Source organism: Pseudomonas sp. LB3P93 (assembly GCF_054898025.1).
Genome location: NZ_CM142713.1, coordinates 5,991,773 through 6,003,895 on the forward strand (window position 1 = coordinate 5,991,773; position 12,123 = coordinate 6,003,895).

The following is a 12,123-nucleotide window of genomic DNA, read 5'->3' on the forward strand; positions in this document are numbered from 1 at the left end:
TAATATTCTTTTTTCCTACGAAAAAATCTTAGCCATAATCAGCTCCTGTTGAAACACGACCGGCCCGAGTCGATGTCCAGATTGAGCTCATAGTCGTCGAATGCCCGCCACCCGAACAAAATCGAAGGCACGTACCGCCCCGCCAATATCGACGATGGGATCGTAAAGCTCGGATAGTGTTTATAAGTGACCGTTGCTGTATGCCCTGACAGATTCAACTCGCCCTGGAAGGTTTGGGAGTGGGGCTTGGTGGCGACGTGAATGGGTGTGTTGCCCGGCGCGGCGGATGTCAAGTAATCAACGTTGCCGGTATCAATAATCGCCAGGGTTGCCCGACGATCCAGTCGTGCGGCGATGGTCAATCGTTGATTGATGTCCATGCGCGTGTGCGTGATCGGCGAATCACATCGGGCGGGAGGCTGGGCGTTAAGCTCCAGGGTTTTCTTCGTTATTTTCAGGCGCCCCAACTTGCCGATCAGGTCCAGCCCCAACAGGTTGTCCCGGTCACTGACAAACACCAGCACATTCCTGAATTCACTTTCGCCGATCTTTAACGACTTGAGTATCCCGAGTTTGGCCGACAGGTCGCGCTCACCATAAAACGTGCTGTAGCCGTAATGAGAGTCGGATAACAACTTGATCCCCATTCGCTTCGCGGTTGCGGCGTTGACTCGGGTTTGAGGGGCACCCGTGTCCAGGATGAAGCGTGACGAGAAACCATTGGCCGCCGAGACATCGATGTAGGGCAGGACCTCCTCAATCACGTAACCGTCACTGGCGTAAGGGTAAATCGCCAGGACTTCGTGACGCTTCGTTCTCTCCACGGAAAAATCGGCGACCTTGCGCAACGTCGCGATCGACTGGCTGCCGAACATGGAAAATAACACGTTGAGTTCGGGGTCGATCGCGATTGCCCGGGCATGACGACGCTTGATCGCCATATAGTAGTCGGGAAGCTGGTTGGCGGCTTTGGCCTCGAATATTCGGGCGAACACGGACACCGAACAATTGAGGTTTTCAGCAGCCGCCAACACCTTGTCGCACTGTTGCTGCATCTGCGCCAGGGAGGCTGTTTGTCCCTGTTCCGACGCCAGCCAACGGTAAAAATCCGGTTCTTCTTTGCTGGCGCCAGCTGTCGAACACGTGGACATAAGCACCATCACGGCACAGATCAGACATGTCTCACGCTGACTGACCGCGTTCATGGTCAACCCATTGTTGAACACGCGTTTTATGAATTAGCGCTGCTGCCGCGTTGGGCAACTCATAGTGAAATGTAGCTCACTAGGGCCGATACATCAGGTAGGCCTCGCCCGTGACTCGAATCATCGGATGGGGTGTGATCTGGCAGGTGTCGACGATTCGGAAGCCATGGCGCTCGTAAAACCGGCGAGCGCCGGTGTTGGCGGCGTAGTCGATCAGGCTCAAGCCATTGAGCCCAAGCTCGCTGGCACGGTCGTAAGCGTAGGCGAGGAATTGCTTGCCCAGGCCCTGGTTCCGCCAGCCCTCATGCAGCGCCAGGCTGGAGATGTAGAGAGTGTCGGGGATTTCCATCTTTGCGTAGGGCGCCAGGACCGGATCGGTCGTCGGTTCTGCCAGGGGATCGTGACGCATCACGTAGCTGTGCAGCATGCCAATGACGTTGCCATCGGACTCGGCGATCAGGCAGTTCTGCCATGAAAAATCCACATCGTCGCGGGCGTAACGGATGGCGCCGACGTCCAGCAGATCCTGCCCGGGCTGCGCCAATTGGCTCCAGATGTAATCGGCAGCCCCCTCTGATGTGATTTGAAACAGACGCGCAATCTCACGCGCATCCGCGCGCACTGCCGAACGAAATTCAACTGCCATTGTTTCCCCATAAATGTCGGTAACACCCGCCCCTGTGGGAGCGAGCTTGCTCGCGATAGCGGTCTTTCATTCAGCATTTATGTTGACTTATACACCGCCATCGCGAGCAAGCTCGCTCCCACAGTGGATAGTGGTGAAATTGAGTTAGCGGACCACGCCTTCTTCGACCAGCAACTTGAGGATCGCCTCAGCCCCCGCTTCAGCGCTCAACCCCTTGAGCACCTGCCCGCCACCGCCACTGGCCTTGGCCGTCGCGGCTTTCATCCGGTCCGCGCCGCTCTTGGCCTTGATCACTTTCAAGCGTTTAGGCCGTGGCTTGGCCGGTTGCAGCGTGGCGACGGCCAACAATTCATCGTCAATCACTTCGACTTCATCAGCCTGCAAAACACCACGACGGGCCGGCCCATAAGCGCTCTGCCGAGGCTTCGGCGCGGCGTTATCCACCGTCGCGAGAAACGGCAGCCGAACCTTCAAACGACGACGCTGACCACGGGGCAAAGCTTGCAGCACCAGCGCCGAACTGCCATCGATGGATTCCACCTGAGCGAGCCCGACCACCAACGGCCAGCCGAGGCTTTCCGCCAGCAGGAACGGCAACATGCCCGAGCCTTCACCGGTTTCCGCCTGGCTGCCGGTCAGCACAACCTGAGCTCCGGCGTCGCGCAAATACGCGGTCAATGCCGGCAATGCATCGGCGCCTGAAGGTTGCTCCAGCACATGCAACTGCTCCAGGCCCATGCCCAGATAAGCGCGCAGCGCCGGTTCCGCGACGTCGCCGGCATGCAGCACTTGCAGGTTATCCCCAGCCAGTTGCAGGCCCAGTTCCACCGCGCGCGCATCCTGCTCCGCGCGACGTGGCCGGCCAGAGGTCGGGTGGGCGCCGATGGACACCAGGCTGATGATTTTCGTGCTCATAACCCTTTCCTTTCCTTAAGCCGCATCGCGCTTGGCTTCGTTGCGGTAAGCCTCTACCGCCACGATCAAGGCTTGAAGAATCTCGGCACTCTCGCCGATCACCGACAGGTCGGCCCGTTTGATCATGTCGCAGCCCGGATCGAGGTTGATCGCCACCACCTTGTCGCAGGCACCGATGCCTTGCAGGTGCTGGATCGCCCCGGAAATCCCCACGGCCACGTAGACCCGTGCGGTGACCCAGGTGCCGGACGCGCCGACCTGACGGTCACGAGCCATGAAGCCATCGTCCACCGCCACACGAGATGCGCCTTCGGTAGCGCCCAGCGCTTCGGCCGTCCTGTGGAAAAGTCCCCAGTCCTTGACCCCGTTGCCGCCGGAGAAGATGAATTCGGCTTCGGCCATCGGAATCGCCGCCGGGTCCACTGCCACCGCGCCCAAATCTTCGATCCGCGACAAACTGCGCGCGACCGCTGTGGATAACTCCACCGGCAAGGCTTCGTGACGGGTTTCGCTGACCGGTTCGGCGCATTCGACGGCGGCCAGAATCAACCGCGCAACCGGCCGCGCAAGGTCCTGTAACCCGGCACCGGCGCGGCCGATGCATTCCTGATCCTTGACCTGCCAGACCCGCGTAGCCGGACGCTCGCCCAGTGCAGCGGCAAAGCGCCGACCCAGTTCACCGCCACCGCTGCGGCTATCGGGCAGCAGCCAATGACGCGGGCTGAACTGGTTATCCACAGCCCGCAGGCCCTGAACCCGTTGTTCCGGTGCATAACCGCTGAATTCGTCGCCATCCAGTGCCAGCAAGCGATCGACACCCGCGGTGGCGAAGGCGTTTTCCTTGTGTTCGCCGAAGACCACGGCCAATACCGCACCGTCCTTGCCGGCCAACTGGTGGGCCAGGCCCAGCAAGTCCTTGTCGTGGCTGCTCAAGCGGCCGCCGACCATGTCCGGCACCACGCTGATGTAGAACGCCGGTGCAGGCACTTGATGCAGCGGCAATTGCACTTCAACGGCGGCCGAGCGTTTGGTCGCCCCGCCCTGCTGAGCACCGCTGCGGTCAATCCGCTTGATGCCGTTGGGACCGATAAAACCGATGCCATGCAGGTTCTTGCGGATGACGCCATTCGGCCCCATCCAGCTGTGTTGCGCCGGTTGCATGGCCGCGTGCAGCGGGTGCAGGCGGTTACGGGCAATCCATTCAGCGCGGGGGTCGCGGCGGATAATGTCGCTCATCAGTGGGCCTCCGCAGGTTCACGTTGGGCCGGTGTTGATGGTTTGCTTGGCGCTGCGTCTTCAAGCAACGCGTCGGCCACCAGCTCGGCGATGTCCTTGATCAGCGGACGGGGTTCGACCACGCCTTCAAGCATCGCGGTGCATTGTGGACAACCCACGGCCACCAGTTCGGCGCCGGTTTCGCGGATGTCTTCCATGCGCATGTCGGGGATCCGTTGCTTGCCGGGAATGTCGGTGATCGGCGCGCCGCCACCGCCGCCACAGCAGCGCGAGCGGAAACCGGAACGTTGCATTTCTTTCACTTCAATTCCGAGGGCGCGCAGCACTTCACGCGGCGCCTCGTATTCGCCGTTGTAACGGCCGAGGTAGCACGGGTCGTGATAGGTCACGCTGCTGCCTTTGTGCTGGCCGAGGTTCAGGGCGCCAGCGCCGATGATTTCGGCCATGTAGGTGCTGTGGTGCTGCACGAGGTAGTTGCCGTCGAAGGCACCGTATTCGTTTTTCAGCACGTGGAAGCTGTGCGGGTCGCAGGTGACGATGCGGTTGAAGCTGTACTTGGCCAAGGTCTGGATGTTGCGTTTGGCCAACAACTGGAAGGTCGCCTCGTCGCCCAGACGTCGGGCTACGTCACCGCTATCGCGCTCTTCAAGACCCAGCACCGCGAAGTCGACCTTGGCCGCTTTCAGCACTTTGACGAAGGCGCGCAACGTGCGCTGGTTGCGCATATCGAAGGCGCCGTCGCCGACCCAGAACAGCACGTCGACAGACTTCTTCTCGCTGAGCAGATTGAGATTCAAGTCCGCCGCCCAGTTCATCCGTCCGCCCGGCGCGAAACCGCCCGGGTTGTCGGTGGCGATCAGGTTTTCCAGGACTTCGGCACCCTTGTTCGGGGTCGCGCCTTTTTCCAGGGTCAGATGGCGGCGCATGTCGACGATGGCATCGACGTGCTCGATCATCATCGGGCATTCCTCGACGCAGGCGCGGCAAGTGGTGCAGGACCACAGGGTTTCGGCGTCCACCAGACCGTTGACGATCGGTTGATGCGGATTGCCGGCGTGTTCGCCGATGGCTTTGCCCGGATACGGGCTGCCGGCAAACTTCGCATCGGTGCCACCGGCCAGGCCGACGACCATGTCTTGAATCAGTTTTTTCGGGTTCAGCGGCTGGCCGGCGGCGAACGCCGGGCACGCGGCTTCGCATTTACCGCACTGCACGCAGGCGTCGAAACCGAGCAGCTGATTCCAGGTGAAATCCTTGGGTTTTTCCACGCCCAGTGGCGCGGTCGGGTCGTTCAGGTCCAGCGGTTTCAAACCGGTGGAACGGCCGCCACCAAAACGCTCGGCGCGTCGGTGCCAGGCCAGATGCAAAGCACCGGCGAAGGCGTGCTTCATCGGTCCGCCCCAGGTCATGCCGAAGAACAGTTCGCTGACGCCCCACAGCACACCGACGAAGAGGATCGCTGCCACCACCCAACCGCCGAAGTTTTCCGGAAGGATGCCGGCGACCGGCAGGGTCAACAGGAAGAAGCTCGCCGAGAACGCCAACAGGCTTTTCGGCAGGCGCATCCACGGCCCTTTGGACAGGCGAGCCGGCGGATTGCGACGACGCAGGTACACAAAGATCGCACCGACGAACATCACCACCGTCATCAACAACAGCGCGTAACCGAGAATGCGGTTATGCAGGCCAAACCCGTGAACCAGAATCGCCAGCACGATGGACGCCACCGCGCCACCGGCCGTAGCCACGTGGGTGTTGGCGATGTATTTGTCCCGCGCGACGACGTGGTGCAAATCGACCATGTAACGCTTGGGCATGGCGAACAGGCCGCCGATCAGGTCGACTTTCGAAGCCCGGCCTCGACGCCACATGGCCACCCGCCGCAACGCGCCGAGGACAGCGAGGCCCAGGGCTGCGAACAACAGGATTGGAAGAAGGGTGTTCAACATGGTGGAGCTCCCAAAGACCTCGGGGTCATGTGCGCGCCGATGAGAGCGACGCACCTACTTGTGGCGAGGGAGCTTGCTCCCGCTGGAGCGCGAAGCGCTCCCAAAACAGTCCAGGTGCATACCTGATACACCTCGACTGCAGGTTTTGGGGCTGCTTCGCATCCCAGCGGGAGCAAGCTCCCTCGCCACAGGTGATGGTGGTGATCTGTTAGAAATCCTTGCACAACCGCAGGGCGTCGTAGATCGCCGCGTGTGTGTTGCGTTGCGCCACGCAGTCGCCGATGCGGAACAGCAAATAGCCATCGCCCGCCTGACTCAACGAAGGTTGCGGCTTGATCGCGAACAGGGCTTCGATGTCCATCTGGCCTTTGTTGCGTGAGCCTTCCTTCATGGCGTAGTAGATTTCTTCGTCCGGACGCACGCCGTTTTCGACGACGACCTGGTCCACCACCCGCTCCTCTTTGGCGCCGGTGTATTCGTTTTCCAGCACCGCCACCAGCTTGTCGCCTTCGCGGTAGACCTTCTCCAGCATCATGTCCCCGGTCATGATCACTTCTTTCGGGTACATGCTGCGGTAGTACGTCGGGAACGAGGTGCCGCCAATCGCTACGCCCGGCTTGATGTCGTCAGTGACGATCTCGACCTGGCTGCCCTTGTCGGCGAGGAAGTCGGCGGTCGACATCCCGGTGAATTCGCAAATGGTGTCGTAGACCAGCACGTTCTTGCCCGGTGCGACCTTGCCATCGAGGATGTCCCAGCTGCTGACCACCAGGCCTTCAGCCGCGCCCCAGTGCTCGTTCTGCTCCAGGAATGGATGACCGCCGACGGCGAGTACCACCACGTCCGGACGCAGGTCGAGAATGGTCGCCGCATCGGCCGCCACGCCCAGACGCAGATCGACTTTCAGACGCGCCAGTTCCAGCTGAAACCAGCGAGTGATACCAGCGATCTGGTCACGCTGCGGGGCTTTCGAAGCGGTGGTGATCTGCCCGCCGATGAATTCTTTCTTCTCGAACAGGGTCACGTCGTGGCCACGTTCAGCCGACACGCGAGCCGCTTCCATTCCGGCAGGGCCGGCACCGACCACCACGACCTTGCGCTTCACACCGGTCGATTTCTCGATGATGTGCGGCACGCCCATATATTCACGGGACGTCGCGGCGTTCTGGATGCACAGCACGTCCAGGCCCTGGTACTGACGGTCGATGCAGTAGTTGGCGCCGACGCATTGTTTGATCTGGTCGACTTGGCCCATTTTGATCTTGGCGATCAGGTGCGGGTCGGCGATGTGGGCGCGGGTCATGCCGACCATGTCCACGTAGCCGCCTTCCAGAATACGGGTCGCCTGGTTCGGGTCCTTGATGTTCTGGGCGTGCAGCACCGGCGCCTTGACCACTTCCTTGATACCGGCCGCCAAATGCAGGAACGGCTCCGGTGGATAACTCATGTTGGGGATAACGTTGGCCAGGGTGTTGTGGGTGTCGCAACCCGAACCGACCACGCCGATGAAGTCGATCATGCCGGTGTCGTCGTAGTACTTGGCGATCTGCTTCATGTCTTCGTGGGACAAACCGTCCGGGTGGAACTCGTCACCGCACAGACGGATGCCGACGCAGAAATCCGGGCCGACTTCAGCCCGCACAGCCTTGATCACTTCCAGGCCGAAACGCATGCGGTTTTCGAAGCTACCGCCCCATTCGTCGGTACGTTTGTTGACGCGCGGGCTCCAGAACTGGTCGATCATGTGCTGGTGTACGGCGGACAGTTCGACGCCGTCGAGGCCACCGGCCTTGGCCCGTGCCGCAGCGCTGGCGTAGTTGCCGATCACCCGCCAGATTTCTTCCGGCTCGATGGTTTTGCAGGTCGCACGGTGCACCGGTTCACGGATGCCCGACGGCGACAGCAGGGTTGGCCAATGCTCGCCGTCCCAGCGGGAACGACGACCCATGTGGGTAATCTGGATCATGATCTTGGCGCCATGCTTGTGCATGGCATCGGCCAGGTTCTGGAAGTGCGGAATGATCCGGTCGTCGGCCAGGTTGACCGACTTCCACCAGCCTTGCGGGCTGTCGATGGCCACGCTGGAGGAACCGCCGCAAATCGCCAAGCCGATCCCGCCCTTGGCTTTCTCTTCGTAATACTTGACGTACCGGTCGGTGGTCATGCCGCCGTCGGTCGCGTAGACCTCGGCGTGCGCGGTGCTGAGCACGCGGTTGCGGATGGTCAGTTTGCCGATCTGGATCGGCTGGAACATTGCTTCGAAAGCCATGGCGGGTTCCTCGACTTACAACGGCTTGACGGTGAACAAACCGTCGTCGTGGCCTTCTTCGGAGCCACCGTAAACCTGTTCGGCAACGGTGCGGATCTTGCTGCCGCGGGCCTGCAGAATCTGGTCCATGGCACCGGCAAACCAGCCAGTGAACATGTAGTCGACCTTGCGCCCGACCTTGCCGTACACGTAGACGAACGCCGAGTGTTCGAGTTTGACGCTGGCGGTGCCTTTGTCGAGGTCAATGTCCTGGATCTTGAACAGCCCCCAGCCGCGCTGCGACAGGCGCTTCATGTAGTGCTCGAACACCGCGACGCCTTCCAGACCGTGGCATTCAGCTTCTTTTTCACACCAGTGCCAGGCGGATTTGTAGCCGGCCTTGTAGAGAATCTCGGCGTAGGCTTCCGCGCCCAAAACCTCTTCGATGCCCATGTGGTTGTTGACGAAGAAGTGACGCGGTACGTACAGCATTGGCAGGGCGTCGGAGGTCCAGACACCGGTTTCGCTGTCGACTTCGATTGGCAATTGCGGGGCGATCTTGGCCATGGGTAAAACTCCGGAATTCATAATGTTGAGGCGATAGGTAGCCGTAGCAGCTGTCGAGCCTGCGAGGCTGCGTTGGGCGGCGAAGCGGCCCCCGAGGGCGGTCCTGCGGACCGCAACGCAGCCTCGTGCCTCGGCAGCTGCTACAGGAATCGTTGTTTCAAAGGGGTTTATTCGCCCCAGACGTCCTTGAGAACGTTGACCCAGTTCTCGCCCATGATCTTGCGGACCACGCGCTCGGAGTGGCCGCGCTTGAGCAGGGTTTCGGTCAGGTTCGGGAACTCGCCGACGGTGCGGATGCCCAGCGGGTTGATGATCTTGCCGAAGCTGGTCAGACGGCGGGCGTAGCCCTTGTCATGGGTCAGGTATTCGAAGAAGTCCTGGCCATGGCCCTGGGTGAAGTCGGTGCCGATGCCGATGGCGTCTTCGCCGACGATGTTCATGGTGTATTCGATGGCTTCGGCGTAATCGTCGATGGTCGAGTCAATGCCCTTGGCGAGGAACGGCGCGAACATGGTCACGCCGACGAATCCGCCGTGATCGGCAATGAACTTCAGTTCTTCATCGGATTTGTTGCGCGGGTGGATTTTCAGGCCCGACGGCAGGCAGTGGGAGTAGCAGACCGGCTTCTTGGATTCGAGGATGACTTCTTCGGAAGTTTTCGAACCGACGTGGGACAGGTCGCACATGACCCCGACGCGGTTCATCTCGGCAACGATTTCGCGACCGAAACCCGACAGGCCGCCGTCGCGCTCGTAGCAACCGGTGCCCACCAGGTTCTGGGTGTTGTAGCACATCTGCACGATACCGACGCCGAGCTGCTTGAACACCTCGACATAGCCGATCTGGTCTTCAAAGGCGTGAGCATTCTGGAAGCCGAAGAGGATGCCGGTCTTGCCCTGCTCCTTGGCCTTGCGGATATCGGCGGTGGTGCGCACCGGAATCACCAGGTCGCTGTTTTCGCGGATCAGTTTCTGGCTGGCAGCGATGTTGTTGACGGTGGCCTGGAAGCCCTCCCACACCGACACGGTGCAGTTGGCCGCGGTCAGACCGCCCTTGCGCATGTCTTCGAACAGCTCACGGTTCCACTTGGCAATAATCAGCCCGTCGATAACGATGCTGTCGGCGTGCAATTCGGCTGGGCTCATCAGGCTGTCCCCTATTAGCGATTCATGCGCCGAATCGTGTGCCGGCGCTTTGGGGCCAGCATATGCCTGAGTACCGGTGCAGCCGGGTGCAAAAACGACAGGGGGTTTGCCGAAAGCGTCAATCCGCGACAAAGGGTCGTCGATGGGCGCAATCGCCCACCTGTTCAAGGGCTGCTGCATGGGCCAGAATTCGCTGTATTACTGAATAGGCACTGAAAAATAGGGGCTGCGTCGCAATGAGAACGATCTTCCTGGCTTTGGCACTGATAGCGACCGGCGTACACGCGGTTGAAGAGGCCGACGACAACCCCTGCGACAAGGTCGAAAACGAGGTCCAGACCCTGGAATGCTCCGCCTACAGCCGAACCACCGCCGAAGACCTGCTCAAAGACAACTACCAAAGCCTGAACGAGCGGATGCAAATGGCCTACGGCAAGAATCAGGCGCAATTGGCCGACATCACCGCCAAGCTCAAGGCTGCACAACAGCAGTGGCTGAAGACCCGGGATGCGGATTGCGCGGTTGAAGCGTTTCCGGCGACCAGTGGGAGCAAGGCGTTTACGATTGCGCAGAATGATTGCGTGGCGCGGATGAGTGATGAGCGGTCGGAGTTTTTGGAGTCGATTGGGCAGGAATAAGGCGTTAGAGCGCCTGCCACACTGACTCAAGCGCGGTCAGCAGTTTTTTGCTCGCCGCTTTATCGATCTCCAGATCGGCGCAACAGATACTCCACTCGGAAAAAGCATTCAGTGTTTGTTCGATGTAACGTTCGGGCTCAAGGAAACTGAAAGGTTTGCACACCTCAACAAGCACCTTGCGTGTGGGCATGCCTTTTCCCGCGAATGCCGTGGTGTGTTCGTTGCCACGCCCTGCAGTGCTGGAAAAGGTCAGGTCGTAGGCCGGCGCCATTGTCCAGCCGTCCTTGTCGCCAAAAAACGAGAAGTTCTTCGCATGATCGTCGTGGTTATGAGCGAGCGCGTTAAAGACCATCAACCGGGCCATTTTCTCGACCTCGACCGCGTTCTTGGTCATTGCCCAAGTCGCTCGCAGTAAATCGCTGTAATCGAGGCTCGGCGCACGGAAATCGGCGTATAGAATCGCCGCAGCGGTAAGCATGTGGCGCTTGGAACCGTCTTGCCGATCGAAGCGTTTCGTGGCGAAGAATTGTTCTGCACCTTTGGTGGTATCTACCTGAAACAACTTTGACTCGGAAATTTCGACCCCGGCCCGACGAGCCATCAGTGCATATGCCTGCTCAATAGCACCGCTATCACGATGCTCTTCTTCACAGCGGAATTTGATCAACCAGTGCTCATACCCCTCGGGCATTTCACCGAATGACGAAACGGCGCGCCGCTTGTCCGGCGAAAGACCAATGACCGCTTTGGGCCGGGCACCACCGGGGGAGCCGCCCGCCAGTCGCAGAGAATTGATGACCTCGTCAGCGCTGCCTGAAAGTATCGTTTGTGATGCCTCGTAGAGGGCGGCCAGATCGAGGTCTTCGTCTGTTTCAACGGTTTCGAACATCGGCACGTATTCAAGCGCACCCATGCTGCGATTGCCCATGTAGGCCAGGCGATCCAGCGGTCCGATTGCGTGTCGCTCGATTCTCAACTGACTTAGGAAGAATCGATCCATGAGCAGCAATCCCCAGCCATCGGGCAGCGAATCGCTGAAGGCACCGTGCAGGCCGTCAAACAGCAGCGGGTCAGCCGCCCTTTGGGGTTTGACCGAGAAATCCATATGAAACGGCGCAAGGTTGAATCCTTTCGCCAACCAGCCCGGGTCATAGGAAAAGAACACACCCTGACGAGGAATCGCGACCAGTTCACCGACCCGTGATCCTTGAAGCATGACGCTGAGTGCGTTGACGGATTTCATTGTCGGCCACGAGCCCTTTCGTAGTTTTTCAGTTCTTGAAGCGTCAGCGACTGGGTCGAGGCGAACAAATTGGTCAGCGGCCCTTCTGCCCCGAGGCAGATCGAGATCAGTAACAACCCATCCAGCGAAATCTTCCCGGTCGTTTCAAAGCGCTTGATATTCGACTCAGGGACACCTGATTTTTGCGAGAGCGTACGTCGCGAAAGGTTCTTGCTGAGTCTCAGACGCTTGGCATTCCCGGCAATCTGCAAAGCGATCTCTCCGGGGGAATAGAGGATATGGGTAAGGGCCATGAGTCGACCTCATTTGGAGTGTGAGCAAGTGTAGCAGT

General features: G+C 60.1%; 11 protein-coding genes. 1 reads left to right on the top strand and 10 read right to left on the bottom strand.

Translation table 11 applies throughout. The features are described from left to right. Positions 1 to 38: 38 nt before the first annotated feature. The 8 genes from ACYZT8_RS27450 to ACYZT8_RS27485 all read right to left on the bottom strand — a co-directional run bounded on the left by ACYZT8_RS27450 (position 39) and on the right by ACYZT8_RS27485 (position 9,911). Positions 39 to 1,205 (bottom strand): retropepsin-like aspartic protease, encoded by a 1,167-nt coding sequence (locus ACYZT8_RS27450; RefSeq protein WP_461977364.1) that lies wholly within the window; start codon positions 1,203 to 1,205, stop codon positions 39 to 41. Between the two features lie 79 nt (positions 1,206 to 1,284). Continuing rightward, positions 1,285 to 1,851 (bottom strand): GNAT family N-acetyltransferase, encoded by a 567-nt coding sequence (locus ACYZT8_RS27455; protein WP_461977366.1) that lies wholly within the window; start codon positions 1,849 to 1,851, stop codon positions 1,285 to 1,287. 144 nt (positions 1,852 to 1,995) lie between these two features. Then, on the bottom strand, positions 1,996 to 2,766 hold the full coding sequence (etfB, locus tag ACYZT8_RS27460; protein ID WP_461977368.1) for an electron transfer flavoprotein subunit beta: 771 nt from the start codon (positions 2,764 to 2,766) through the stop codon (positions 1,996 to 1,998). 15 nt (positions 2,767 to 2,781) lie between these two features. Continuing rightward, positions 2,782 to 4,002: an electron transfer flavoprotein subunit alpha gene (gene etfA, locus ACYZT8_RS27465; protein WP_461977370.1), complete on the bottom strand. Its 1,221-nt coding sequence runs from the start codon at positions 4,000 to 4,002 to the stop codon at positions 2,782 to 2,784. Next, the gene (gene dgcB, locus ACYZT8_RS27470) at positions 4,002 to 5,951 is read right to left on the bottom strand and encodes a dimethylglycine demethylation protein DgcB (RefSeq protein WP_461977372.1); all 1,950 of its coding nucleotides are present in this window, start codon (positions 5,949 to 5,951) and stop codon (positions 4,002 to 4,004) included. The genes etfA and dgcB overlap by 1 nt, the downstream gene beginning before the upstream one ends. A gap of 208 nt (positions 5,952 to 6,159) precedes the next feature. Continuing rightward, on the bottom strand, positions 6,160 to 8,220 hold the full coding sequence (gene dgcA / locus ACYZT8_RS27475; protein ID WP_008151900.1) for a dimethylglycine demethylation protein DgcA: 2,061 nt from the start codon (positions 8,218 to 8,220) through the stop codon (positions 6,160 to 6,162). A 15-nt stretch (positions 8,221 to 8,235) separates the two neighbouring features. Further along, positions 8,236 to 8,766: a DUF5943 domain-containing protein gene (locus ACYZT8_RS27480; protein ID WP_007947752.1), complete on the bottom strand. Its 531-nt coding sequence runs from the start codon at positions 8,764 to 8,766 to the stop codon at positions 8,236 to 8,238. A 167-nt stretch (positions 8,767 to 8,933) separates the two neighbouring features. Beyond that, complete coding sequence (locus tag ACYZT8_RS27485; protein ID WP_008033250.1) at positions 8,934 to 9,911, bottom strand: dipeptidase; 978 nt, start codon at positions 9,909 to 9,911, stop codon at positions 8,934 to 8,936. Between the two features lie 236 nt (positions 9,912 to 10,147). On the opposite strand from ACYZT8_RS27485, the gene ACYZT8_RS27490 reads away from it, so the two are divergent. Next, positions 10,148 to 10,549, top strand: a complete 402-nt coding sequence (locus ACYZT8_RS27490) for a lysozyme inhibitor LprI family protein (RefSeq protein WP_461977374.1) — start codon at positions 10,148 to 10,150, stop codon at positions 10,547 to 10,549. A 4-nt stretch (positions 10,550 to 10,553) separates the two neighbouring features. Here the strand turns inward: ACYZT8_RS27490 and ACYZT8_RS27495 are convergent, their stop codons facing one another. After that, positions 10,554 to 11,792, bottom strand: a complete 1,239-nt coding sequence (locus tag ACYZT8_RS27495; protein ID WP_461977376.1) for a type II toxin-antitoxin system HipA family toxin — start codon at positions 11,790 to 11,792, stop codon at positions 10,554 to 10,556. Further along, positions 11,789 to 12,085 carry a helix-turn-helix domain-containing protein gene (locus ACYZT8_RS27500; protein WP_461977378.1) on the bottom strand — a complete coding sequence of 99 codons (297 nt, stop codon included), beginning with the start codon at positions 12,083 to 12,085 and terminating at the stop codon, positions 11,789 to 11,791. The genes ACYZT8_RS27495 and ACYZT8_RS27500 overlap by 4 nt, the downstream gene beginning before the upstream one ends. Positions 12,086 to 12,123 lie beyond the last annotated feature (38 nt).